Annotated in this window: 27 protein-coding genes; 7 read left to right on the top strand and 20 right to left on the bottom strand. The window is 44.5% G+C overall.

Annotation, left to right across the window (positions count from 1 at the left end):
- The 15 genes from CWO08_RS21025 to CWO08_RS20950 all read right to left on the bottom strand — a co-directional run.
- Positions 1-888 (bottom strand): flagellin (locus CWO08_RS21025; RefSeq protein ID WP_108021028.1); only part of this gene is annotated, 888 nt, incomplete at its 3' end.
- A gap of 650 nt (positions 889-1,538) precedes the next feature.
- On the bottom strand, positions 1,539-2,675 hold the full coding sequence (locus CWO08_RS21015; protein ID WP_076651682.1) for a flagellin: 1,137 nt from the start codon (positions 2,673-2,675) through the stop codon (positions 1,539-1,541).
- 420 nt (positions 2,676-3,095) lie between these two features.
- Positions 3,096-4,286 (bottom strand): flagellar hook-associated protein FlgL, encoded by a 1,191-nt coding sequence (flgL, locus tag CWO08_RS21010; protein ID WP_048661936.1) that lies wholly within the window; start codon positions 4,284-4,286, stop codon positions 3,096-3,098.
- A gap of 10 nt (positions 4,287-4,296) precedes the next feature.
- Positions 4,297-6,177 carry a flagellar hook-associated protein FlgK gene (gene flgK / locus CWO08_RS21005; RefSeq protein ID WP_048659816.1) on the bottom strand — a complete coding sequence of 627 codons (1,881 nt, stop codon included), beginning with the start codon at positions 6,175-6,177 and terminating at the stop codon, positions 4,297-4,299.
- Between the two features lie 223 nt (positions 6,178-6,400).
- On the bottom strand, positions 6,401-7,318 hold the full coding sequence (gene flgJ / locus CWO08_RS21000; protein WP_108021027.1) for a flagellar assembly peptidoglycan hydrolase FlgJ: 918 nt from the start codon (positions 7,316-7,318) through the stop codon (positions 6,401-6,403).
- A gap of 10 nt (positions 7,319-7,328) precedes the next feature.
- Positions 7,329-8,420 carry a flagellar basal body P-ring protein FlgI gene (locus CWO08_RS20995; protein ID WP_017106350.1) on the bottom strand — a complete coding sequence of 364 codons (1,092 nt, stop codon included), beginning with the start codon at positions 8,418-8,420 and terminating at the stop codon, positions 7,329-7,331.
- 94 nt (positions 8,421-8,514) lie between these two features.
- Positions 8,515-9,291 carry a flagellar basal body L-ring protein FlgH gene (gene flgH, locus CWO08_RS20990; RefSeq protein ID WP_048659814.1) on the bottom strand — a complete coding sequence of 259 codons (777 nt, stop codon included), beginning with the start codon at positions 9,289-9,291 and terminating at the stop codon, positions 8,515-8,517.
- 89 nt (positions 9,292-9,380) lie between these two features.
- Positions 9,381-10,169 (bottom strand): flagellar basal-body rod protein FlgG, encoded by a 789-nt coding sequence (flgG, locus tag CWO08_RS20985; RefSeq protein ID WP_004739713.1) that lies wholly within the window; start codon positions 10,167-10,169, stop codon positions 9,381-9,383.
- Positions 10,170-10,190: 21 nt separating this feature from the next.
- Positions 10,191-10,940 (bottom strand): flagellar basal body rod protein FlgF, encoded by a 750-nt coding sequence (locus CWO08_RS20980; RefSeq protein WP_048659811.1) that lies wholly within the window; start codon positions 10,938-10,940, stop codon positions 10,191-10,193.
- A gap of 253 nt (positions 10,941-11,193) precedes the next feature.
- On the bottom strand, positions 11,194-12,498 hold the full coding sequence (gene flgE, locus CWO08_RS20975; protein WP_048609567.1) for a flagellar hook protein FlgE: 1,305 nt from the start codon (positions 12,496-12,498) through the stop codon (positions 11,194-11,196).
- A 49-nt stretch (positions 12,499-12,547) separates the two neighbouring features.
- Positions 12,548-13,261 carry a flagellar hook assembly protein FlgD gene (gene flgD / locus CWO08_RS20970; protein WP_010439286.1) on the bottom strand — a complete coding sequence of 238 codons (714 nt, stop codon included), beginning with the start codon at positions 13,259-13,261 and terminating at the stop codon, positions 12,548-12,550.
- A gap of 17 nt (positions 13,262-13,278) precedes the next feature.
- Positions 13,279-13,692: a flagellar basal body rod protein FlgC gene (flgC, locus tag CWO08_RS20965; protein WP_017631739.1), complete on the bottom strand. Its 414-nt coding sequence runs from the start codon at positions 13,690-13,692 to the stop codon at positions 13,279-13,281.
- A 4-nt stretch (positions 13,693-13,696) separates the two neighbouring features.
- Complete coding sequence (gene flgB / locus CWO08_RS20960) at positions 13,697-14,092, bottom strand: flagellar basal body rod protein FlgB (RefSeq protein ID WP_004736175.1); 396 nt, start codon at positions 14,090-14,092, stop codon at positions 13,697-13,699.
- Positions 14,093-14,347: 255 nt separating this feature from the next.
- Positions 14,348-15,175, bottom strand: a complete 828-nt coding sequence (locus CWO08_RS20955; protein ID WP_004736174.1) for a protein-glutamate O-methyltransferase — start codon at positions 15,173-15,175, stop codon at positions 14,348-14,350.
- An 11-nt stretch (positions 15,176-15,186) separates the two neighbouring features.
- On the bottom strand, positions 15,187-16,113 hold the full coding sequence (locus tag CWO08_RS20950; RefSeq protein WP_048609568.1) for a chemotaxis protein CheV: 927 nt from the start codon (positions 16,111-16,113) through the stop codon (positions 15,187-15,189).
- A gap of 77 nt (positions 16,114-16,190) precedes the next feature.
- Between CWO08_RS20950 and flgA the strand changes: the two genes are divergently transcribed.
- The 3 genes from flgA (at position 16,191) to CWO08_RS20935 (ending at position 17,925) form a co-directional block, all read left to right on the top strand.
- On the top strand, positions 16,191-16,937 hold the full coding sequence (flgA, locus tag CWO08_RS20945) for a flagellar basal body P-ring formation chaperone FlgA (protein WP_048659809.1): 747 nt from the start codon (positions 16,191-16,193) through the stop codon (positions 16,935-16,937).
- A 178-nt stretch (positions 16,938-17,115) separates the two neighbouring features.
- Positions 17,116-17,433 carry a flagellar biosynthesis anti-sigma factor FlgM gene (gene flgM, locus CWO08_RS20940; RefSeq protein ID WP_017062263.1) on the top strand — a complete coding sequence of 106 codons (318 nt, stop codon included), beginning with the start codon at positions 17,116-17,118 and terminating at the stop codon, positions 17,431-17,433.
- 66 nt (positions 17,434-17,499) lie between these two features.
- Positions 17,500-17,925, top strand: coding sequence for a flagella synthesis protein FlgN (locus CWO08_RS20935; RefSeq protein WP_017062264.1), 426 nt, complete (start codon positions 17,500-17,502; stop codon positions 17,923-17,925).
- Between the two features lie 306 nt (positions 17,926-18,231).
- Here CWO08_RS20935 and flgP read toward each other — a convergent pair whose 3' ends face one another.
- Both flgP and CWO08_RS20925 read right to left on the bottom strand, forming a co-directional pair.
- Positions 18,232-18,663 carry a flagellar assembly lipoprotein FlgP gene (gene flgP / locus CWO08_RS20930; RefSeq protein ID WP_016791311.1) on the bottom strand — a complete coding sequence of 144 codons (432 nt, stop codon included), beginning with the start codon at positions 18,661-18,663 and terminating at the stop codon, positions 18,232-18,234.
- Between the two features lie 9 nt (positions 18,664-18,672).
- Positions 18,673-19,308, bottom strand: coding sequence for a FlgO family outer membrane protein (locus CWO08_RS20925; protein ID WP_017064137.1), 636 nt, complete (start codon positions 19,306-19,308; stop codon positions 18,673-18,675).
- A gap of 192 nt (positions 19,309-19,500) precedes the next feature.
- Between CWO08_RS20925 and CWO08_RS20920 the strand changes: the two genes are divergently transcribed.
- Both CWO08_RS20920 and CWO08_RS20915 read left to right on the top strand, forming a co-directional pair.
- Complete coding sequence (locus CWO08_RS20920) at positions 19,501-20,634, top strand: flagellar assembly protein FlgT (RefSeq protein ID WP_017062267.1); 1,134 nt, start codon at positions 19,501-19,503, stop codon at positions 20,632-20,634.
- A gap of 139 nt (positions 20,635-20,773) precedes the next feature.
- A complete protein-coding gene (locus CWO08_RS20915) occupies positions 20,774-21,280 on the top strand; it encodes a hypothetical protein (protein ID WP_017062268.1) in 507 nt (168 codons plus the stop codon).
- 128 nt (positions 21,281-21,408) lie between these two features.
- Here the strand turns inward: CWO08_RS20915 and CWO08_RS20910 are convergent, their stop codons facing one another.
- Genes CWO08_RS20910 through CWO08_RS20900 form a run of 3 tightly spaced genes read right to left on the bottom strand, consistent with a single transcriptional unit; the run spans position 21,409 to position 24,165 of the window.
- On the bottom strand, positions 21,409-22,650 hold the full coding sequence (locus CWO08_RS20910) for an NAD(P)/FAD-dependent oxidoreductase (RefSeq protein WP_017062269.1): 1,242 nt from the start codon (positions 22,648-22,650) through the stop codon (positions 21,409-21,411).
- A 23-nt stretch (positions 22,651-22,673) separates the two neighbouring features.
- Entirely contained in the window at positions 22,674-23,747 is a 1,074-nt protein-coding gene (locus tag CWO08_RS20905) for a methyltransferase (RefSeq protein ID WP_108021026.1), read from the bottom strand.
- A gap of 28 nt (positions 23,748-23,775) precedes the next feature.
- Positions 23,776-24,165, bottom strand: coding sequence for a hypothetical protein (locus CWO08_RS20900; RefSeq protein WP_017062271.1), 390 nt, complete (start codon positions 24,163-24,165; stop codon positions 23,776-23,778).
- A gap of 72 nt (positions 24,166-24,237) precedes the next feature.
- On the opposite strand from CWO08_RS20900, the gene CWO08_RS20895 reads away from it, so the two are divergent.
- Complete coding sequence (locus CWO08_RS20895; protein ID WP_181360059.1) at positions 24,238-24,984, top strand: beta-ketoacyl synthase chain length factor; 747 nt, start codon at positions 24,238-24,240, stop codon at positions 24,982-24,984.
- Entirely contained in the window at positions 24,984-25,754 is a 771-nt protein-coding gene (locus CWO08_RS20890; protein WP_048661930.1) for a 1-acyl-sn-glycerol-3-phosphate acyltransferase, read from the top strand. Before CWO08_RS20895 ends, CWO08_RS20890 begins: the two co-directional genes overlap by 1 nt.
- Positions 25,755-25,763: the final 9 nt, after the last annotated feature.

Genomic DNA, 25,763 nt, shown 5'->3' with positions numbered 1-25,763 from the left:
CGCATCGATAACCGCTACAGACTCTTGTGCGCCACCAACTGATGTTACGTCGATAGTATCAACCGTTACGTCTTTGCCAGGTTGCATGCCTAGTTCGCCAGCAAGGCTACCAGAGAATGCCACTTCGCCTTCAACTTTGTTGTTACCAGTAAACATTTGTAGCTTACCATCTTCAGTTACAGACGCTTTCACAGAGTCTTGTTGACCGTTGATGTACGTTGCTAGCTCTTCGATGTCGTCACCCGCTTTTGCGCTGATGTCGATTTCTTGTGCTTGACCGAAGTTATCAGTGAACGACAGTTTTAGGTCGTTAGAGCCAGCTTGAACGTTCCAATCTTTGTCTTTCGCGTTCTCAGTTTGGTAGCTCTTACCACCCATCTGAGCATTATCAGAGCGCATGTCTTTCAGTTGAAGCATTACCGCTTCACCGTTATCCGCACCGATTTGGAATGATTTAGTACCGTGAGTACCGTTAAGCAGCTTGTTGCCACCAAAAGACGTCGTTTCCGCGATACGGTTTAGTTCGTCGTTCAGTGCTGTTACTTCTTCTTGAATCGCTACACGCTCAGATTTTGAGTTTGAGCCGTTTGAAGATTGTAGAGACAAATCACGCATACGTTGCAGGATGTTCGTTGTCTCGTTCATTGCACCTTCAGCAGTTTGTGCAATAGAGATACCGTCATTCGCGTTACGTACAGCAACATCAAGGCCGCGGCTCTGAACATTCAAACGGTTAGAGATTTGTAGACCCGCAGCGTCATCTTTTGCGCTGTTGATTTTTGAGCCTGAAGCTAGACGCTCCATTGATGTTTGTTGTGCGCTGTTTGCGTTGTTTAGGTAACGTTGCGCTGTCATCGCTGAAACGTTTGTATTTACATTCACTGCCATGGTGATTTCTCCAATTGATTTTCCGGTATAGCGGTTTCCGACGTCTCGGAAAACCAAAGTAGTTCTCTCAAAGTTACTTTTAATAACGGCGCGAAATTCAGAAGCTTTAGAAAAACTTTTAAAAAACCACAAAAAAAAATGTTAATCTAATATTTATCAATAACTTAATTTTCATCACTTTCTATTACAGAGATAGATTTCAATTGAAAAAAGATTTTAACCTGTTCAAAAAACGTACGAATCGCCATCTAAATTAGTCAAGATGGAGAAATGATCAATCACCAAAGATCTCTGGGGTAGGCAAATCTTGTGCAATAGATGAAATTATTTGTCGTGAAGAAGAGTCGTCAAATAGAGATCTAAGAAAGGTAGAGCGAGAAAATTCGCAGGGAAGTAAGTAGCAAAAACAAGAAACACAGAAAGGAAAAAGCCCCTTTTCCTTTGAGAGAACCGGGGCTAGTTGGCGCGTCAGAGCCTGTGTGGAGATCATCGAGAAATGAACACATTTCCGACTTGCCGTTGCATTCTTACCGTAAAAATGGATAGCAGGTGAGAGATGAGAGAGCTAAACACTCAATAGTAAGCATGCTTGCCAGTTTCCCTTGCTGCATGGCTCACGTCTGAACACGAGCAGCAAGTTCAACCAATAACTATTGCAACAATGTCATTGCAGAGTTAGGCAACTGTTTTGCTTGAGCAAGTATCGAAGTACCTGCTTGTTGCAGAATTTGTGACTTGGTCATTTGCGTCGTCTCTTTCGCAAAGTCCGTATCTTTGATTCGGCTGTTAGAAGCGTCTACGTTCTCTTGTACGTTTGCCAAGTTATTAATACTGTGGCTTAGACGGTTCTGTTTCGCACCCAAATCAGCACGCTGTGAATCTACGTACTTCATTGCAGAATCAATCACACTGATTGCGTTCTGTGAACCTGCAACGCTTGTTAGGCTGATATCTTGAACTGATGTTGCACGGCCTTCACTCTTAATACCTAGCTCAGATGCTAGACCACCAGAGATAGACATTGAACCCTCAAGATCAGGTTCAGCAACGAACAACTGTAAACGCCCTTCATCGGTAACCGATGCGTTCACTAGATCAGATTGACCATTAATGTAAGTCGCCAGTTCTTCAATATCGTCACCCGCTTTGGTGTTGATATCTAGAATGATGTCTTCGCCCGCTTTAGTCTTAAATTCGAACTTAAGATCGCTTGCAGTTGGCGGAACTTGCCAATCTTTATCTTTCGCGTTTTCTGAATCAAACGTAGTACCACCCATGCGGAAATCATCGGCACGAATGCTAGTCAACGCCATGATCATCGCTTCACCAGAGTTAGAACCAATCTGGAACGACGCTTCACCAAATGAACCATTCAGTAGACGACGGCCACCAAAAGAGGTTGTTTCCGCGATACGGTTAAGCTCATCTTGAAGTGCCATTGACTCTTCGTTCAGTGCAGTACGCTCTGCTGGAGAGTTAGTGCCGTTTGATGATTGAATCGCTAGATCACGCATACGTTGCAGTACGTTGGTTGATTCATTCATCGCGCCTTCAGCGGTTTGAGCAATCGAAATACCGTCGTTAGCATTACGCATTGCTACATCAAGGCCACGAGATTGAGCCGTTAAGCGGTTCGAGATTTGCAGACCTGCTGCATCATCTTTCGCGCTGTTGATCTTGTGACCAGATGACAAACGCTCCATAGAAGTCGCTAAGTCATTAGACGCTTTATTCAGGTAACGTTGTGCTGTCATAGCAGATACGTTAGTGCTTACATTGATAGCCATTTTGCTCTCCTTATGAGTTCGCAAACTTTCTGCGAAGCGGCCAGCTTTACTCTCATATGGATAAGCACTGACCGTGTATTACTCGATAAACCCTATTCAGGGTTTAAGATCTGTATTAATCATTTATAACCAACACAGATACAAGTTGTATGCCAAGTTTAATTTTGTATAAATAATTTTTTAATTAAATAAAAATCAAAAACTTACAAAAAATTAAACGCGATTATGATTGTTTGTTCTTTGAGGGTGAAACAGCGTATACCCTCCTGATTGCCGTTTTTTGCCGCTATCTTGAAAAACAAAACGTTTCGTATAAAAAAGCGGCAAGTATTGAAGTCATTCGCACGTATGGCATAGCACATAAGGCAAAGAATCGACTCCGTGATGAACAGCAGCTCACCACTAAATACCGATTGATCATTAAATATAATTAAACAAGGTCAGGTCTTTTGTTTTGCCAAACGCTTGTTGTGAAGCTTGGAGTGCTCGAGAGTTTTCATTGAATTCAATGATGGCTTTCGAATAATCCAAGTCTTCAAAGTTGCTTTTTGCTTTCGCCAAAGACAACTTAAAATCTTCATGTTGTTGCTCTTGAATATCCAAGGTACTCAAGCGTGCACCGACATCGGTTCTCGCCTTAGTTAAATGGATAAACGCAGCATGGAACTCTTCTGTTACTTGGTGCAATTTCGCCGTTGCCGATGCATCCGACACAGGGTTTTCTGCCTGTTCTGCCGCCTCTTTGAACGTATCAAAGATAGAGAATGTCTCTCTCGGCTCTAAGGTGATGGAGTCACCCTTAGTGATCTGGCCTTTGACTTGAATATTCAGCCCTTCGTAAACAATGCCTGTCGAAGGATCAAAATCTTCTGCTGCAACCACTGCACCGTCTTTTTCAAGCTGATAAGCGAAATTACCCGTCTGCATGTCGACAAAAGTCACTTTATAAGTAGACCCATCTTCATCGCTGTTGGTCGCACGCCCGAGCAATAACTCAGACGCAGGCTCAAGCTCATATTGAGGCTCGTAATCCCCGAACGGGTTGTCTATTTCCATAAACATTTTGCTGCCGGGATCATTCATCGCCATTTCAAAGCTGCTTGCCACACGCATCTTGCGTTGATAGTCATCACCTTGGTAAGTCACGTTCCCTTCATTATCTCGAAAGAAAGGTTGGTTCTTTGGTTTAGTACCCGCAAATGTGTAGTTACCCGACTCATCTTGAGAGTTGGCTAAATGCAGAAAGTTATTCGCCAGTTCTTGAATTTCACGCTTCTTAGCTAAGCGGTCTTCTGGAGAAAGTGCACCGTTGATCATTTCCATCACGGTTCGTTTTGCTTCATCAGCAAAGCCTTCAGTGTTGGAGACCAATACCTCATGATGTTCAAGACGGTTTCTTACTAAAGTAATCGCATCTACATACTGTTTAAGCTGCTCTGACTGCTGACCAATATTCTGTAAATAGTGCGTCGCCAATGGGTCATCACTCGGCGACTGCAACTTCTTACCAGAAGCGAGCTGCGCTTGGTTGTGATGCACCTTGTTCTCTTGGCGGCGCAAGTCGTTTTGTACTGACTGATAATTGTGGAAGCTAGAGATGCGATTCAACATTTATACCTTCCTATCTCAGAGCCAAAATGGTGTTAAACGTATCGTTGGCTGCTTGCATGATGCGTGACGAAGCCATATACGCTTGTTGAAATTTCATCATATTTGCCGCTTCTTCATCGAGGTTAACCCCCGAAATCGAAGCAATACGTTCTTGAGCTGACTGCTTTTCTAGCGTCGCGATATCACTCAAGCGATTTGCCGTGGAAGACTTCAAGCCCGTATTGGTGTTCAAATTGTGGTAAAGGTCTAAAATCGTAGACTCACCATCATTCAAGATCTTACCTGTTTGGAGATCTTGTAGCTTACGTAGGTTTCCGTTATCGCCTTCTGATGGGACAAGGTTTGCCGTAAATTTATCGTTTGCCACCGCACCGGCTGTTAGCTCAAAGGTGGTGCCATTGATGGTCACAGGCCCTTGTGGCGGATACGGTTGCGGCTGCATTAAAATGTTGCCCTTTGGATCCGTCACGGCAAATTGCTCACCCTTTGGCGATACAACCACTTCGAACTCACGTAATTGGCCAGCCGCTAAAATTTTGAACCCCGCAGTGCCTTTAGCAAAGGTGGTCGATGCCTCATAACTTTGTGCGGCAATATCTCTAGGGTCTTTAGTTTCCATCTGAATTTGAGCAGCAAAGTTGCGCGTAGGGCGCAGTAATAACTTCTCACCAAGTTCAGGAGGATTACGTATTTCCACTCGCATGCCATCAAGATAAAAAGCGTTACCACTAGAGTCGGTCGTCACCTTAACGGTTTCGCCATTCGGCTTAGTCACGACATAATCACTGCCGTCATACTTAAGGCCGTACTCACCACCTTTTAAGGCAGAGGTGTCATCGATATACACCGCAACATCAGCGGTTGACTGCCCACTAGCCGTGACACGAGATTTTGCCACCAGCTCTGAGTTCACATCGGTGAAAATATCTTGGCCTACGTTGCCGTTGAGATCCAAACCTTGCTCTTGAAGACTATTTACCTTGTACGAAAACGCCGTCGCCAAACGACCAAGCTCATCCATGATTGCTGGAATATGCTCGTCTCGCATGTCTAACATGGCACCGATTTTTCCGTCGATATCACTGCTTGTGATCGGTTTTAAAGACTTCCCTTCAACAATCGCCAAGCGACGCTGATGCGCATCGGGCAAGCCATCAACCATTTTCAGTTGGCTTGCTTCACTACCTGAAACCAAGGTATGGCCATTACCGATATGGACGTTAAATCCTTCGGCGTTTGAGCGCGGAGTTACCGTGACTTTGGTATAACCAGACAGCTCATTAATAAGCTTTTCGTGCTGATCTCGAAGGTCGTTATGTGGCCCAGGAGTTCGCATCATTAAGCGTTGCACGTCACGGATCTCGTAAGCCAGTTGGTTAACTCGCTCGATACCCATATCTAACTTTTTATTGGTAGAATCAGACTGTTGGCGAACTGTTTCATGAAATTCGTTCAACGTTTTAGTTAATAGCCCAGCCTTTTCTAATACAACCTTTCGCGCACCAACATCATTCGGTGTATCGGCCAATGTTTTAACCGAGTCAAACCACTCGTTGAGGTTTTCTGGGATCTTCTTCGAAGCAACCGATGACAACATGCCCGACAGCATGTCTAGGTTGGCTTCGGTATCACCTTTGTTGGCGGCATTGGTTGTCGATAGGTTAAGTTCATTGACGGCAAATTGGTCCCAAGAGCGGCGAACATTTTCCACATGCACACCCATACCATAGGTTTGGCCACCGTACTGGCGCGGGTCATTCACACCTTGAATCACAGATTGGCGGCTATAGCCCTCTGTGTTGGCGTTAGAAATGTTATGACCTGTGGTGTTTAGCTGTCTCTGAGCGGTAAGAACACTTTGTGCCCCTACATTCAGAAGATCCGACGCCATAATGCCCCCAAAAAACTTAACAAAATCAGCGCAAACTGATTAACTACAACTGCATATCATCAAGAGATAAAGCAATATATATGCCAATAGATAAAACTGAGAACTCAAAGGCAATAATTTATTGAAGTGTAAGGAGATAACTACAGACTTCGCAGCAAAACTTGAGGTGATAGATAGGAAAAGAGCCTGCCAATGGCAAGCTCTCAATGTTCATTAAAGGTGATTAGTTCATCTCATCAATCTTAGCTTTAACGCGCAATACCTTATCTGCATAGTTAGGGTCAGTTGCGTAACCTGCTTGGTGGATACCTTTGATGAAGTTCTCTGAGTTACCTTGATGCTGCAATGCCGTTTCGTATCTTGGGTTTTCGTTCAAGAACTTCACATAGTCGTTAAAGCTATCTTCAAAGTTTGAGTAAGAACGGAAAGAAGCCGACTCTTTAACGGCTGTTTTACCGTGGAACTCAAGTGTCTGCGTAGCAACCTTATCGCCCTTCCAACTTCTGTCTGCTTTGATGTTGAATAGGTTATTGCTGTTGCCCAAAGAGTTCTTAACCATTTTAGAACCCCAACCCGTTTCAAGGGCAGCTTGTGCCAATAGTAGAGACGAGTCCACACCAAGCGCGCTCGCTGCTTTTTCTGCGTAAGGCTTCATTGAGGTCACAAACGATTCTGGAGAATCAAAGGATACTGGCTGTTTTGCTGCTTGCGCAGATTGTACTTCTGATGCTCGACCTTCTGAACGGCCTGAGTATTGAGGTCTTTGTAATGAAGTATCAAAGCCTTCACTACGAACCTTATCTTCCATCGCATCGCTTGCTTGACCCGCGCTTAACTGCGCCACAATCATATCCGCAAGACCTAACGAACCTGAAGCACTCAACTCACTCGCCATTTGCTCATCTTGCATTTGGCGATAAAACTGCTCGTTCTGGCTATTCAGCATATCCGATTTGAAGCTTGAGTTCGCATCGCGCATCGACTTAAACAACATTGAGGTAAAAATTGATTCAAACTGCTTTGCCGCAGCGGTTAATGCTTCTTTCTCGCTGCCTTCTTCACCGTTTACCGCTTGTTGACGAAGGCGGTCTAGGCTGCCGATGTCGTGGATAAAGCCGATGTCATTGTTATTCTTAATCATGCTTAACCCCTTAGATAATGATCAATTGGCCTTCAATCGCACCCGCTTGTTTCAGTGCTTGAAGGATTGCCATTAGATCAGAAGGCGCTGCGCCGACTTCGTTAACTGCTCGAACCAAATCATCCAGCGTTAGGCCAGGTTCAAACTTAAACATCTTGCCATCAGCTTCAGTGACTTCGATATCTGAATCAGGAACCACTACTGTTTGGCCGCCAGAAAATGCATTCGGTTGGCTTACGTTGAGATTTTCTTTGATTGCGACCGTCATACCACCGTGCGTTACCGCCGCCGCTTTTAAGCGAACGTGCTTACCAACCACGATCGTACCGGTACGAGAGTTAACAATGATTTTTGCAGAACCTTCTGCAGGGTCGAATTCGATATTTTCAATTGCAGACAGGAAAGCCACACGTTGGCTGATTTCTCGAGGTGCACGAACTTTTACTGACGTCGCGTCTACCGCAGACGCCATTTGTGGGCCTAAGAAGTTGTTAACCGCATCAGCCAAACGCTGAGCCGTTGTAAAATCTGATTGGATTAGGTTGAAGGTAATATAGTCACCGCGACCGAATGGGGTTGGAATCTCTTGTTCAACCGTTGCACCGCTAGAGATGATGCCAACGTTAGGGTTGTTACCAACAATCTTAGAACCGTCGTTACCCTGCGCGCTAAAACCACTTACTACCAAGTTACCTTGCGCTACGGCATACACCTGGCCATCAAGACCTTTTAAAAAGGTTTGTAGCAGCGTACCACCACGTAGGCTTTTTGCCGAACCGATAGAAGACACGGTTACGTCAACTTCCTGACCTTGCTTAGAGAAAGCTGGCAGTTCAGCAGTCACAATAACAGCCGCTACGTTTTTGGTTTTTGGCTTAGTGCCGGGCGGCAATTGGATGCCAAAATTTTGCAGCATTGCGTTAAACGTTTGATCGGTAAAGGGAGTTGTCTCACCTGTACCCGGCAAACCTGTCACCAAACCGTAGCCAACAAGTTGGTTACTACGAACACCCGCCACTTTTGCCACGTCTTTAATACGCGCAGCATGGGCACTGGTGGCAAGAAATAGCATGCCGAATAGTACGAGTGTTAGTTTTTTCATTGAGTAACCTGTCTGTATTGCTTTAATTTATAATAGCTTAGCTAAATATGGCTGAGTGATAGAGGCTATCAGTATGTCGACACCCTCTCAAGCCCTACAGAGATACATTAAAGAATCGTGCCAAGAATCCAGGCTCTTGCATATCTTTCTGCACGCCCGTACCCGAGTACTGAATTCTTGCGTTAGAAACACGGTTTGAAGCGATGGTATTTTCGAAATCAATATCGTCTGGACGGATAGTGCCACTCAGGCGGATATACTCATCGCCTGTGTTCAATGTCATCCACTTTTCACCACGAACCACTAGGTTACCGTTGGCTAATACTTCAATAACTTCTACGGTAATGTAGCCGCTGATGCTGTTACTTTGGTTGGCTGATGCGTCACCAGCGAAGGTATTGGTGTTGCTCAGATCGTAAGAGAAGTTGTACTTATCGATCGTTAGCTCTTGACCACCAACGGCCAAAGGCTCCATCGATGCATCGTTCGACTTAGACATGTCTGCGTTGGCTTTTTTGGTCGCTCGAGTATTCTCATCTAGCGCCACAGTAATGATGTCACCAATACCACGCGGTTTTGAGTCATCGTACATGCTGCCAATATGATTCACATTGAATAGTGAACCCGTTGCCGCTGCGTAATGCTCTGGTTTCTGCTTTGGATTGATTGGCGCCCATGCAGGGTCACCTGCAATTGGATCGGTTCTACCACGAAGCGTGTCGATAATGCCTGAGCTCTCTTCAGCCGACTTATCACCTTCCACTGCATCAACTACTGTGGTTGCGTTTTCTTCTGCTGGAGTCTCTATCGGGTCCAGCACAGCACAACCCGTCATAGACATAAACAGAGCTAAACAAAAAATACGTTTCATGGCGATATACTCTCAGCAGGCAGTGGTCAATGGATCAATTAGTAGAAACACGTTGATGAATTCGAATAAGTAAACGGCTAACAAACCAATTACAGCTGTTGGTTAACAAAGCTCATCATCTTGTCTACTGACGAAATAACTTTTGAGTTCATTTCGTATACACGTTGAGCTTCAATCATGTTTACCAGCTCTTCGGTTACGTTTACGTTCGATGTTTCTAGCATCGACTGACGAATGTTACCTAGGCCATCGAAGCCCGGTACACCTTCTTGCGGGTCACCACTCGCACCAGTCGGTAAGTAAAGGTTTTGACCGACTGGCTCTAAACCGCCTGGGTTTACGAAGTCTGTAATCGTGATTTGGCCAACTACGACGTTGTTTTGCTCACCACGTAGACGAACCGATACTTCACCGTCGTTACCAACCGTTACTGAGATCGCGTCTTCAGGAATTACGATTTCTGGTTGTAGAGGGTAACCTTGGCCCGATGTTACGATTGCGCCGTCACCGTTCAGAGTAAACTGACCATTACGGCTGTAACCCGTTTCACCGTCTGGCATCTCAACTTGGAAGAAGCCGTCACCTTCGATCATCATATCTAGGCTGTTCGACGTTGTTTGTGCGTTACCGTGCGTGTGCACTTTCTGAGTAGCAACAACTTTAGAACCAGCACCCAACATCAAACCACTTGGCAGCTCAGTGTTCTGAGACGATTGACCACCCGGTTGGTTGATGTTCTGGTAGAACAGATCTTCAAATACCGCGCGGCTCTTTTTAAAACCAATGGTCGAGGCGTTGGCAAGGTTGTTCGAAATCGTTGAGATATTGGTTTGTTGGGCGTCTAAACCTGTTTTACTTACCCATAGTGCTGGATGCATAGCAATTTCCTTTAAATTCTATTAGCTCATACGAAGCAGTGAATCAGACGACTTGTCCATTTCCTCTGCTGTGCTCATCATCTTGACCTGCATTTCAAACTGACGTTGTAAGTCAATTAAGCTGGTCATTTCACCTACGGCATTTACGTTACTGCCTTCGATAGCACCTTTTAGCAACGTTACCGCTGCATCTGCTTCGTATGCCTGATCTGGGTTTTTCGAACGGAATAGACCATTCGTATCTTTAAACAAAGTTTGGTTGTTTGGACGTACAAGCTTAATACGATCAACTACGGCCAATTCTTCAGCTGGAGCGCCTTGAGGAATCACCGAAATCGTACCGTCAGTACCAATTTCTACTTTACTGATTGGGATGGGCAGTGTGATTGGCGCATCGTTTTCACCTAGCACCAAATGACCACTTGCATTAGTTAGCAAACCGTTTTGGTCAACCTTAAGGTTGCCGTTACGTGTTAAACCTTCGCGGCCGGTGTTATCCATAACTGAAATCCAACCATCACCTTGAACGGTAACATCGAGATCTCGGCCAGTGGTAACCACACTACCTTGCGAGAAATTATGGCCCGGACGCTCTGTCATACTGAAAACACGAGTAGGCATGCCTTCACCATACGCTTGCATTGAACGTGCTTGTGCTAAATCAGCACGGAAACCCGTTGTACTCACGTTGGCAAGGTTGTTTGCACGTAGCTGCAAAGCCTGCATATTTTGCTTAGCGCCACTCATGGCAAGAAACAGTGCGCGATCCATAATTTTGCTCCAAAAAATCATCTTCTAGAGCTTATAAAGCAAACACTGTGCCAATATTTTTAACTGTTATTTATCAATAGTTTAAATATAAAATGAACAAGGATGGGTGATCATTAAAGGATCATTGAGGAAGAATTGTTGCCAGTGGCATTACCGTGCGGCAATAGGGGCGGCAAATAAGAAGACAAACAACAATACCCAATTCAATAACATTGAATTGGGTATTCGCAGATGATTCAAACGCTCGAAACGATTAACGAATCTGAAGAATATTCTGTTGTAGCTGGTTGTGTACTTCTAGAGAACGCGAGTTCGCTTGGAAGTTACGTTGAGCAGAAATCAAATCAACCAATTCTTGAGTCATATCGATGTTCGATTGCTCTAGAGAGCCGTTGTTGATACTACCAAATGAACCTTTGTTCGATTCACCCCAGATCTTGTCACCTGAGTCATTAGTAGAATCCCATTGAGTGCCACCTTTCTTATCTAGACCTTGCTCATTTGGTACACGAACTAAGCCTACACGGCCAAGCATCACGTTTTCACCATTTGAGTAAGTACCTAGAACACTGCCGTACTCATCGAAATCGATTTTAGTTAAGAAACCTGTTGTCGCACCATCTTCATCAAACTTAGTCAATTCAAACGGAGCAGCAAACTGAGTTGAAGAATCCAGACCAAACTTAAGCACCTGTGTTGGATCGGCACCGTTCAAGTCAATTGGGTTCGCACCTGCACCTAGAGGATCAGAGTTAATTGGCTGACCACTGTTTAGGCTTGCTAACGTACCATCATTGTTGAACTTCATTGTGTGACCAACATGACCTGTTGCATTCGTCGCATCACCGCCAGTAATGTTCAATGGCTTCTCACCATTCTCATCTGACATGGTGTAGTACGTTTGCCAAGTGTTTGGTTGAGTCTGATCTTTGAGGTAGTAAGTCGTTAACTTGTAAGACTGACCCATAGAATCGTATACCGTCGAAGACGTTGCACGGTTATAAGTATCAGCATCTTGGTAGTTAAATGCAGCCGGGTCTTTAAGATCACCATTTGCAGGAAGGTTGACCCCTACTTCAATGTTTTCTGTCTGTTTTGGCTTACCAAACTCAGCAGGAATGTCGAGAGGCTTTGGCGCGTAAGAAAGAACTTCACCCGAGTTTGGATCCACATCGTAACCTAAAAGAAACTCATCATTAGCCGTAACCATGTAGTTGTCTTTGTTTAGGTGAAATGCACCATTACGCGTTAGTTCGTTAATCTCTGGCACCATGCGATCTTTCGATACTGCAAAGAAACCTGTACCACTTACACGCAAATCCATTGGGTTGTTCGTATAAATACTTGAACCTTCGTGGAACTGTTGCGCCACTTGGCTAGCTTGCGCACCACCACCAGACGTCGTTTTTGCGTTAGTAAACAACGAGTTTGAGTAAACATCACCGAACTCTGCACGAGACTCTTTAAAGCCAAACGTGTTTGCGTTCGCAATATTGTTACTGGTTGTATTCAGGTCTAATTGTGCAGCGGATAGGCCGCTTAAAGCTACATATGACATTCCAATATTCTCCTAATCTATCTAGCTAGCATAGTCACTCAATAAAGAGCTACGCTTTACCAACTTCTAGTACTTCAGCAAGTCGTACTGGCGATGTGAAACCAGCCAGATTGAGTAGTACGTTGCCATCACCCTTACCAAGAAGCACACTGTTCACGTTCGCATAACTGGAAACTTGGAACTCTGTGTTCTCGCCATCCAGTAAACCCGACGCTTTCACGTTATATTTACCGGCCGGCAATGGGTTACCGTCTTCGTCTTTTCCGTCCCATTCAACACGTGTATCACCAGATGGTTTAGAGCCGATATCAAATGTGCGAACCAATTGGCCAACTTCGTTCTCAACACGGACCATTACATTGTCCATTGCCTGAGGAAGCTTAACCATTGCCGCCATACCGCCATCACCGGGTTTTACACCTGCCGCACCAGGAACCAATACGTCACGACCAACCAAAGAGGATGCCTGAAGTGCTTGGTTAGAGGTCATTGATGAATTCAAGCTTTCAAACTGTGTATTCATTTTGCCAATGCCATCTACAGTCGCAAATGAAGCCATTTGCGCAATCATCTGGTCATTGCTAACCGGCTTGAAAGGGTCTTGTTGTGCTAGTTGCTTAGTCAACAAAGATAAGAAATCTTCTTGTTTAAGATCCTGCTTACCTGTTGTTTCATCGGGCTTTTTAGCGCCATCTTGAAGACTCTTCAGCTGGTCAACATAGGACAAGCCGCTTTGACCAACATTGTTGTTGATTCCAGCCATGTGCTACCTCCTTATCCTTATTGACCCATCTGCAGCGTACGCAGCAGCATTTGTTTACTCGAGTCAGCAACCTGTACGTTCGTTTGGTACGCACGTGATGCCGAAATCATGTTTGCCATCTCTTCCATAACGTTCACGTTAGGCTTGTAGATGTAGCCTTCGTTGTTCGCTAATGGGTGATCAGGGTTGTACTCCGCGCTCAGCGGCTTATCGCTTTCTACAATACCCAATACTTTCACAGGCACAGTGTGGTCACTGTTGCGTGCTCGATTTAACTCAGCGCCGAACACTGCGTGGCGAGCCTTGTAAGTTTCTTCAGCAGAACTACTTACACTGTCCGCGTTTGCAAGGTTGCTCGAGGTAGTATTTAGACGAACAGATTCAGCACTCATCGCAGAACCAGTCACATTGAATACATTAAATAAGCTCATCTAATTATTCCCCTTTAATCGCTTTAGTTAAATTCTTGAACTTACTTCCTAAGAAGTCGAGAGAGGCTTGATGCCTAATTTGGTTTTGCATGAAAAGGTTTCTTTCCAAATCCAAATCAACCGTGTTGCCATCTCCTGTATCAGGTTGTGTAGGAATTCGATACTTCGTTTCCCCGTTCACCGTTGTTGAGGCAGAAATGTGCCGACCATCTGTACGGCTAAGACCAATGCTTGCCCCAGAACTTGCCGCTTGCAGTGATTTCTTAAAGTCTAATCCCTTTGCTTTATACCCAGGCGTGTTTGCTTGCGCGATATTGGTGGAAAGCACCTCAGCGTTACGCTCACGTACACCAACTGTGTGCTGGTGAATGCCCAAAGCATTGTCAAAAGAAATAGCCATGTAAACCTCAACTCAAGAACTGACTGTTATGAAATAACCAAAGCAATATATATACCAACTTTTAAAACAAAGCGGTCTATCAATACTTTTACAGGTTACTCGTAGGTAAACTTGCAATATACAAGCCAAAAAATAGAGTAAATTGGAATGTCACTCTGACTTAAAGATATAGCTTAAGCAGGAAAAAGAAAACCCAGCACTTGGCTGGGTTTTGAATTTAAGCAGTAACGTCGCACCTTATACTGGTGCTATTCATTACTTTAATTTGTAGATGATGCCTGGATTACAGCGAACCATTTCAAAACGATCCGTTAAGCCTGTTAACGATTCAGACGCACCCAATAGTAGGTAACCACCAGGGTTGAGGCTGTTTGCCATCTGGTTAAGTACCTTTGACTTCATATCAGGTGAGAAGTAAATCAGCACGTTACGACAGAAAATGATGTCGAACTTGCCTAACAATGCATAGCTGTCCATCAAGTTTTGAGGACGGAAGTTCACCATGCGCTTCACGTTGTCTTTCACTTTCATACGACCATCACCCGCATCTTCAAAGAAGGTACGACGACGCTCAGGAGAAAGTCCGCGTCCCAAAGCTAGGTTGTCGTACGCGCCCGTGCGGCACATATCCAACATACTTGCTGAGATGTCAGTTGCGGTAATCGATACATTTGGCAGCATACCCGGCTTACGAGCTTGAGTTTCAAGAATCGTCATTGCCATTGAGTATGCTTCTTGGCCTGAAGAGCTTGCGGCAGACCAAATCTTAATAGGACGTTTATTTGCCGCTATTTCCGGTAGAAGCTTATCCGCAAGCACAGCAAACGGGTAAGTATCACGGAACCAAAGTGTCTCGTTCGTCGTCATGGCATCGACAGCAGCCACACGCAGCTCACGGTTTCGACCTGTTACTACATCTCTCAACAAATCAGATAACGAAGCTAACTTAAACTTCGTTACTAATGGGCTTAAACGACTGCGCACTAAATACTGCTTGCTGTCACCTAATACAATGCCACATTGAGATTCTAAGAAACGGCTGAAATCGCGATACTCTTGATCACTTATTGTTATAGCAGTCATTAATGTCTCTTTTAGTTAGTTAACGCAGCTTTTACCGCTGCACCAAGCTCATCAGGGTTGAATTTCGCGATGAAGGAGTTGGCTCCTACGCGTTCAACCATGGCTTGGTTAAATACACCACTCAATGATGAGTGTAAAATTACGTATAAATCTTTAAGTTCGGCGTGACGACGAATCTCAGCAGTTAGCGTGTATCCATCCATCTCTGGCATTTCGATATCTGAAATCACCAACGAAATCTGGTCGTAAATACTGCCTTCTGATGACATCTGCACCAGCTTCTCATAGGCCTCTTTACCATCTTTCACTGAGATAACTTCAAAGCCAATTGACTCAATAGCACGTTGGACCTGCTTACGAGCAACGGTCGAGTCATCAGCGATCAAAATGCGACGAACCAGTTCTTTCTCTTGTTCTACTTTCGCAATGTCTTCAGCAATCTTGCTGTCCATTGTTTCATCAACAGGAGAAATTTCTGCAAGGATCTTCTCAACATCGAGAATTTCTACCAATTCATTGTCAATGTTGGTTACCGCTGTCAGGTAGTTAGCTCTACCTGCGCCATCCGGCGGCGGAAGAATCGATTCCCAGTGCATGTTAATAATGCGCTCTACTGAACTTACCAAGAAACCTTGAATGGTTCGGTTAAACTCAGAGATAACCACAAAACACTTTTCAACATCCGTTGTAGGACGGCCACCAATCGCTAAGCTCAAGTCGATCACAGAGATCGTTTGGCCACGAATGTGTGCGACACCTTTAACCAGTGGGTTCAAGTTTGGCATCTTCGTCAGCTTAGGGCATTGAAGCACTTCTTTTACTTTAAAGACATTAATGCCGTAACGCTGACGCCCCATTAGGCGAAAGGTTAGTAATTCTAATCGGTTTTGACCGACGAGTTGCGTACGCTGATTCACCGAATCAAGAATACCCGTCATGAGCTCATCTCCATATCAAACTTTTTTGGATAAAAAGTGTTAGTCTACTGCAGGCTACGAACCACTAGAGAAACGGAATGATGTATTATAAAACAAATCTGCCGCTTTTTTCCATAGCAATGTGTAGAGCTACTTTTAAAACTGTCGCTAAGTTTATCGGCATTTTATCAATATTGTTTAGTTTTTTTGTACAAGCTGCGACCCCAGAACAAATTGAGATGATTCAGTCTGCAGCAGAACAACATATCCTTGATACGGTAGAGCAGCCACAAGGCGGCGAACTCTTTGTTAATTCAGCAAATGTTGATTCAAGAATCAAAGCGACAGACTGCCCAATTCCTTTAGAGACCAGCGCCTCAACCACCACCAATACCCGCAGCAGTATTACGGTTTTAGTGCAATGTGTTCCTGATGAGTGGCGCGTTTATGTACCCGTGCGTCTTTCGATGTCGGTGCCCCTTGTCACCACCACTCGTTCACTCGCGAGAGGCGAAATCGTCGGTCAATACGATGTCACCACCGCTATGATTTCTCTTAACAAGTTTCGTCGCCAAGGTTTCACAGCCCCACAACAAGTCATCGGCGCTAAGGTAAAAAAGAACCTAAGACCGGGCGATGTTGTAGAAAGAGGTGATATCTGTGTCGTGTGCCGAAACGAGAAGGTTATCATACAGGCAGTAAAAGGTGGCATGACCATTACCACCAAAGGGACTGCGCTTACCGATGGCTCTATGGGTGATCAAGTAAGAGTGAAAAATGACAAATCACAGCGTATAATTGAAGGAATTGTTACCAGCATGTCTGAAGTCACAGTTTACTTTTAACTCTTTACTTCTAAATTGACGGTATCGTTAGCGATTTCACTCTCTACTCTAACGCCAAATATAACGGCGGCGGTGTTTTGTCGCTTTTCGACTATTGAGCTAAAAATTGCTAAAGTATTCGAACCCTTGGTCGATATTGACTGTACAGGTTCCCATTTTTGAAGAAAAAGGCTTAACTATGGCAGGCATTGATAATATTCGTTCAGGGCAAACCCTAACGACCACTAACCGATCAGCAGTACGCTCTGATTCTAGTTCTGAGGCATCACGTTCTGATGTATCAACTAAATCACCAGCAAGCAAAGATGCGGTTTCACTTAGCCAACAAGGCAAAGCGATTGGTCAGCTCCACCAAGATATGGCAGCACAACCAAGCTTTGATTCTGTGAAAGTAGCAGCGATCAAAGAAGCGATTGCGAACGGTTCATACACTGTTGATCCAGAAAAACTGGCAGACAACATGATCAAGTTCGAAGATGAATTAAAAGGTCTTTAAGCCAACACTCACTTTTGATTGAAGTGATTGTCTTAAAGCATACGAGGTTATGAATAGGTTTACGTTATGGCGGCACTAGCAGATTTAGTTAATTTTCAACTTCAAAATGCCAAAGCCTTATCTGAATTATTAAGTTCAGAGAAAACCGCTATTACGAGCCGACAATCAAACGATATTGAGCGAATCGCCAAAGAAAAAGTAGTCCTTGTTGAACAATTAAGATCAACCGATCAGCGAATCGCGACCCATACCAATATCTCAGAACTGACCGAGAATCCTGAACTTGCTCAGTTAGTCACAAAGATCCAGTCGATAGTGCACGATTGCCAGCAAGCGAACCTTGTTAATGGCGAAGCCTTGAATCGAGCACACCTTAGCTTCAAAAAACTCAGCAATATGATGCAGCAAAGCCACGGTAAAATTGGCATGACCTACAATGCCGGTGGTCAAACGCATACTATTTCCACGCTGGGAACCAACGTAAAAGCCTAGTTAAGCTACCTCTTCAACAACACTCCTACTTAAGTCTGTATCTGTATCTGTATCTGTATCTGTATCTGTATCTGTATCTGTATCTGTATCTGTATCTGTATCTGTATCTCAGGCTATTTCTGTCGTTGTCCTTTATCAAAATTTCTAATCAGCCTTTGAACACCCTGACAAAATCGATAAACAAAAAAGCGGCAAGTATTTTCATACTTGCCGCTTTTACATCCATATTAGTTATTGGTTGCCGATATGCCATCTGGAAAGCAAGTAGCAACCAATATCACTGAATATTCAATTCGAACACCGAAATTAGAACAGTGTTTGTTGTCTCTTCTCAGGTACTGCCTGAACTTCACCGTAGTTACGTAGCTGATCCATCTTGCGAATATCCAACTGAAGCTCTGTTACGTAGCTATCACCCACAGGGTAACTGCGCACCACTTCTGCGCCACGGATAACACCATCAACCGCACCTGACGTACGCTCTGTACCAAGCCGTTGATCTTCAAGTTCTGCTCGACCGCTTACTCGCATGCCGTAAACCTGTTCAGCAAGCTCACGATAAGCATCGATCTTAGAGGCTCTCATCGCGCGGATACGTCTCTCTTCGTCGTTACGACCTTTCTGCTCACTGATACTCGCATAGCCAACAGCCACTAAGAAATCATCAGGTCTCATGCTCTGCAATGGCTGACAGCCAACAAGCAATAAAGCGGCAACAACAAACATTAACTTCTTCATCTCGAACTCCTAAGGGCGAAGAATAACAGTATAAGGCTGACTGATCGTTGGATCGGAACGAATGATCACGCCATCTTGAGTTCGAATACTGTTGAGAGTATCTAGGTCACGGCCAATACGGTCTGCAGGTAAAAAGCCTTGTGCCGTCGCCACTACAATTCGAGTTTGCATGCCAACAACGCGAGCATTTACTAGTACACCGCCTTCTTGACGAAGCATGGTGCCTGTCAATACATACTGTACGTCTTGCTCTTGTGCGAGGTCTTTCCAATCGCGGCTCAACGCAAAGTCACCTTGGTGAGTCACTTGGATAGAGCCAGTAGTTTTAAAATCAACCACCTTGAAACCACGACGCTGAAACTGATGAATGAAGCCTTCTGATACCGAGTTGCCTAGCCAGTTCGTTGTGTCCATGTGCTGCAGGTCCACAAACGAAGTAATTGCTATTGGCGTTCTCGCTGAAATACTTGTATTCGAAATGATCAAATCTTCAGTCATACTTTCCACAAAAAAATCCATGGTATGACGAGGGCTGTCCATCAACATAAACTGACTGCCTGAATATTCAGACTTGCCGTTATAGATCGGCGAATAAGCGCATGATGTCAGTAACATGACACTCATTACTACGAGCCATTTTTTCATTCTCTAATCTCCAGATAGTTTTAGTGCCACCTGTTCCAATATGTTCTCACCATTATTCTTTTCAATGGATTACAATGTTGGAACAGTCTTTGCTTTTCATTAATGGTTCAGATTAAGAAAAACGCACTTAAGTCAGCTTCAAGCTTATAGTTATTTGTTAAGCAATATTTATACCCAACTGGTAACGAATAGATGAAAAAAATAATTTCTTACTTATTTTCAATAAGTTCACTGATAACCATAAGCTTCAGTGCTCATGCCTCTTGGTATGAGGTTACCGGTACCGCAGCCATCGTATCGTCAGAGGAAACGGCAAGGGTCCATGCTCTGGAAGACGCGGTATATAAAGCGATCCAGTTCTCAGGAGCCGACATTGGTAGCATTGCCAACCTCACGCCCTACCTCGACGCAAACAAAAAAGAGTTTCAATTTACCAATCATGAAGTGCGCTACATCTTGGTAGAAAAAGAGAAAAAACGCAGTGGCAATATAATGATCACCGCAAGGATCGATATCTATCCTTCGGCAAATGCTTGCCATGAGAGCCAATATAAGAAGACATTTTTGGTCGGCAACATCGATGTGACTTCCCCACAGCAAGCTGTAATGGGCAGAATCTATAACATCGGTGATGATTTTGGTCATGTCGTAGATCGACAGCTGGCGCAAGAGTCTCGCAGCTTTGTTTCCGTTGGCACGACCAATTACGACATCGACAAACGTCGACCTGAAGTGATCAAGATGATCGCCCAAGACACTGGCGCACAATACATCATTGGTGGCGACATTACCGATTTAACCGCGACCATCGAGTCCAAACTGTTGAAAGACGACATCATCAATCGCCAGTTTGCGTTAGAGATGCAAGTCTTCGATGGTAAAACAGGACATCAGGTTTACAACCGTAGCTATCGTGAAGTGGCAAAGTGGCCATTTGCTAAGACCAGTGAAGTCGACACCCGCAGTGCCCGTTTCTGGGCATCAACCTACGGCAGCATGATGCTGCGTGTTAGCCGTAATATTATGTTGGACTTAGAATCGGAAGTGTCATGTAAGATCACCCTTCCAGAGGTTGCAGCGGTATTTGGTAACACTGTGACCATTGATTTAGGTCGAATGCATGGCGTACAACAAGGTGACAAGTTACAACTGTGGCACACAGGTTCGTTTATCGACCAACGCGGTTTGCCACGCAACAAGGTTTCTCAAAGCGACATCACCCTAACGGTTTCTCGCGTTTACGAAAACGAAGCGGAACTCACGATTGATCAGCCAAGCCTTGCGGGAAGCATTCAAATTGGTGATGTGATGCAGAAAATCATGTAGTTAGCGACACTCTCGTCTCAGAGTTTCTAATAAAGCCTCAGCAAAGATGCTAAGGCTTTATTTTTTTCATGGGTATTAGTTTCGGTTTTGCAGTATTTGGCGTAATCTTATTAATAACATAATCATCACTTAGCAAACTATGAGTCAGAATAATCTAATTGGTGCTACCGGTTACCGCTTTATCTCGAAAGGCAAAACCGCTTTTAAGATCCACATCCATACTCCCGAAGATACGGTGCTGCATCGGTCGGTCGGTTTTGTTCGTATGGGTGAAGACAAAGCACTAAAGAAAACCATTAAATTAAGAGATGAACTGGGCAGACAGCTTTGGGGTAAATTTTGGCCCAAAGTCCTCAAAGAGCCCTACCTAATGACGCGCCTGCCTCATAGTTTAGAACCCAAAATTGTATTCAAGCCAAATCCAACTCAGAGTGATCCTGAGCACCGCGACGAGTGCTACATCGCTAAGTGGCGCGTCTTCTCTGAGAATGGTGACTACAAGTACAAAACCAAGGTATGTTCAATCAGAAAGCACGGACGACTTGCAGCTTATAGCCAAACCAAACGTGCGCTGCTTGATGCTCACAAAGACGTAATTGATCTACTTATATTTATGGGACGGTTGAACAGCATCGACTTAAAATAGGCTTAAATCCGATTAAGCTGACCGCCCATATTTTTCAGATACAAAAACAGCCGCACATTGCGGCTGTTTTTAATTTATGACGATCCATCGTGGCAATTTAGAGTATTGCTACATACAAAATCGATTACCTAGTTTCGGCATATCTCAGCCAGTGTCGCCAATCGGCGCTTAGACTCTTTCACATAAGGGTTGGCTTGATCCCATGCGTAACCCGCCAGAATTGAGCACACCATCTGCTTAATCTTTGGATTTGGATCTTGATAGAAAATCACATCCTGCAAAGTACCTGAGTACCACCCCTCAACATACGTTCTAAAGGTGTTTACACCAACCATCAAAGGAGCGGCATAATCGCGTTCCCAATCTACCTTCTCACCGTTAAGTTGCTTTTCGACACACTCAACCGCAAACTGTGCCGACTTCATCGCAATCGTCACGCCTGACGAGAACACCGGGTCAAGGAACTCACCAGCATTGCCAAGCAACGCGTACTTATCCGTCGCCAAATGTTTTACATTGGCAGAATAGCCACCAATTTCACCCGCAGGGTTTGGATACTCGGCGCTTGCCAGTATCTCAGCCAAGCCCGGCTCTTCCGCTGCCAGCTGTTTAATTGCAGCAATCTTGTCTTCTGGATAGGACTCAAAGAACTTAGGCTCTCCTACGACACCAAACGAAGAGACACCGTTACTAAACGGGATCAACCAATACCAAACATCAGGGTTGGTTGGATGCACAGAGATAAGAATTTTATTTCGGTCATATTCAAGATCGGTATCCACCTCTGCAATATGATCGTTAATGTGCGTAAAAATAGCTTTGCGTGGAGGGAGCGATGACGGCTCTGCCAAGTTAAGCATTTTTGGTAGCACTCGACCAAAACCACTGCCATCCAGAACGTATTGCGCTTCTATCTGATAACGCTCTCCACCCAGCACTTGTACATCTAAAATGGTGCTGTCGTCGGTGAAATTAATGCCCATTAACTCATGTTGGTAATCAATGCAGACACCCTGCGCCTCAGCCGTATCTGCCAAAACCTTATCAAAGGCACCTCGCTGAACCTGAAACGTAGTTCCAGGGCCAGAAGAGAACTTGTCTTCAAAATTAAACGCCGTATAAACGCCATTTTTGCGAAAGGCAGCGCCATCTTTGTATTGGAAGTTAGCGTTGATCACTGCGTCAGTCATCCCAGCCTGTTCAATCACTTCCATACAAGCTGGTAATAGGCTTTCACCAATAGAAAAGCGAGGGAATACGCTCTTTTCAATCACTCGAACATCGATGCCTTTTTTATGAAGTAAAGACGCAGCAATAGACCCTGATGGCCCAGCTCCGATGATCACCACTTGAGTTGATAGTTTTTTCATTATTTAAGCCATGTTTGTTATTTTTATTGCGCGCCAGCTTTCAATTCTAGAAGCGTGTGACCAAGACCGATATCGTCGGTACGCGTTACCACTTCAAAGCCCGCTTCTTCAACAATCTCTAAGAAATCTTCACTGCGGTAAAAACGACTGTTGCCATTGGCCAAGCAGGTAAAGTAGAGAGACGTCGCGTTTAAGCTATAAGAAGCCGCATCGTATTTCTGTGAATCCCAAAACAGTTCAAGGATATAGACAGTCGCATCTTCTGACATATGAGAGCGAACGCGCTTTAATATGCTCAGAATCTCCATTGGCGAGAAACAATCAAGGAACTGACTCATCCACCAAACATCCGCGCCCGTTGGCAGAGTTTGCTGTTTATCGAGCATATTCGCTGGGAATGGCGTGACTCGCTCTTGATGACCATGCTTTGCCGCGTTTGCCATTGCCATTTCTAGCTGCTGTGGCAAATCAACAATCGTCACCTCAACGTCCGCATCATGGTTGCAGCATTGCATCGCCCACTTACCCGTGTTGCCGCCGATATCCACCAGCGACTTAGGTTTCTTGCTGAAGACTTTTTCAAGTAACACAGGGAACGAGCGATCCGAATAGAAGTGATCAAACTTGAACCAACTCTCTTTGGCTTTTTCTGGCAATTGAGACAAGCCTTGGTAAATGGTTTCCCAATCACCCAACTCTTTCAAGCCTGCAGGTGTGCCTTCTTCAATCGCTTCTGTTAGATGCATCATCGCGGCATAACAAACATCGGCTGTGAAATCCATGTTTGCGTTAGTCATACCATCATGCAGAAGGTAGAAACCAAGGTTAGCCATTTTGTAGTTAGGCTTTTCCCAAGTCACAATATGAGCACTTAACGCCATATCGAGCAGGACTTTCACGCCGTACTCAGAGACACAGGTCGATTCAGAGATAGACTCTGCTGGTAAACCCTCGTTGCCCGCGTCATCTAACGCTTTCAAAATGCCTAAATCACGAAGTGTACGAGCAGTATGAAAAACAATCGGAGCGAAAGACAATTTCTGCGCTTCTGTTTTTGCTTCTAATGCGTTGAATGGATCTAATTTATATTCCGACACGAAAAACCTAACTTTAAATAATAGAGAGTTACTCAGCTGCCATTTGCGCAAGCTTACGTTTAATATCAACGTTTAAGTTATTAACCCAACGGTTGTAATTACGGTGTATTTCACCATCGTCGTACTTCAAATTCTCTGATTCAACGTAAAGAATAGAGTAAAACTTATCACTATAAGGAATTTCAACCACAGCGTGGTGCGAACGAACATACAATTCAGCGCGGATCAAACCAGGCTTTATTTCTGAAACCAACCAGCCTCGATTTTCAGCAGATTCAGAAATAGCTGATTTAACCTGTTTACTTTGAAGATTCAGTGCAACTGGAGTATCCTCAACATTCATTACAGGTTGGACGCGTCCACATCCTGCAAGAACGAATATGAATAACATTGAAACTGCTATTTTTAGTAATTTCATTTAAATTCCTTATCTGTGTTTATTTATAAGCGCGCATAGTATTTAGTTAGACTCAAAGCAAATCAATACTCTATGTCAAATCAATCCCAATTAATGTCGTTTAATATTGAGAAATGGTCTGCAAATTCAGCGGGGCTCAATTCTATTGCTGAATGGCAAGCGTGGAGCACTAATTTAGATTGGCCACAAGATGGCTCAACTGAATTTAAAGCTATTCCTCCAATGATGCGCCGCCGAATGAGTGTGCAAAGCAAACTTGCTGCCCAAACCGCGTTAACCCTATTAAAAGACACCTCGATTGATTATCTGGTCTTTGCTAGCCGACATGGTGAGTTGCATCGAACCGCCACTTTGATTCAGTCGATATTAGAAGGTGACGATGCCTCACCAATGGCGTTCTCGCAGTCGGTACATAATACCGCAGCCGGTCTAACCACCATTGCCGCCAAAGCACCGATTCCACTGACTTCAATAGCCGCAGGGCAAGATACTTTCCATAACGCTCTGATCGAAGCTTATCTTTACCTTCATCAATATCCGTCGCATCGAGTGTTAGTTATCGATTTCGACCAACCTCTGCCCGAGCTCTACCAAGAGTACGAAACACAGAACTTTGCTGATTATGCGCTGGGCTTAGTGCTCACCGCTGGCAGTGAATACTCTATTACTAGGACAGTAGAGACCAACCAAGCATCTTCCGTGTTACCACAAGGGTTACAAACGCTCCAACATATCTTATTAGGTACAAATAAGTGGGCTATTGCTGGCAAGCACCAAACTTGGTCTTGGGTAAATAACACCGAGACAGGTACAGCGTAATGAGCAGAGTAGACCAGTATTGGCGAGTATTCGCGACAGGCCTCTGCTTTACCATCTTTGGTTTGGGTGGCTTAGTATTGAGCTTCTTAATCTTACCGACTATCGCGCTAACCACTCCCAATACCATTAAAAGAGAGCTTAAAGCACAGCGATTAATCCGTTTCTCATTCAATGCGTTTTGCCAGATCATGAAGTTCACCGGAGCAATCGATTACCGAATTGATGGTGCAGAACTACTGCGTAACGACCGTAACTGCATTATCGTCGCAAACCACCCAAGTTTGATTGACTATGTGCTGATCGCATCCCAACTTCCTCAATGTGATTGCCTCGTCAAAGCGGCCATTTGGGAAAACCCTTTTATGAAAAGGATTGTCAAAGCGGCAGGTTATATACCGAACCAAGCCCCTGACGATCTTTTAGAGCGCTGTGAAGAACGCTTCTCACGTGGCAATGTCCTGCTGATTTTTCCCGAAGGAACTCGCACAACGCCAGGAATTGAACCATCCTTACAGCGTGGGGCGGCACAAATCGCGACTCGAACACAAACCGATTTACGCGTGATTCATATTACGGTTTCTCCGACATTCTTAACGAAAGAGAAAAAATGGTATCAAGTTCCTGCGTCGAAGCCCTTTTTTCATGTCGCGGTGAAAGGTAAAATAGAAGTCGAACCATTTATTGAAGGCTCAAATAATTTAACTTCGGCAGCAAGGCGCCTTAATCATCATCTTGCACAAACAATTTTCCCTTCCGAAGAAAACATTTAGCGTATCAAT

Source organism: Vibrio sp. 10N.286.48.B8 (genome assembly GCF_003050085.1).
Classification (GTDB): domain Bacteria; phylum Pseudomonadota; class Gammaproteobacteria; order Enterobacterales; family Vibrionaceae; genus Vibrio; species Vibrio crassostreae.
The sequence above is the reverse complement of the archived record's forward strand: the minus strand, read 5'-3'. Positions and strand labels throughout refer to the sequence as shown.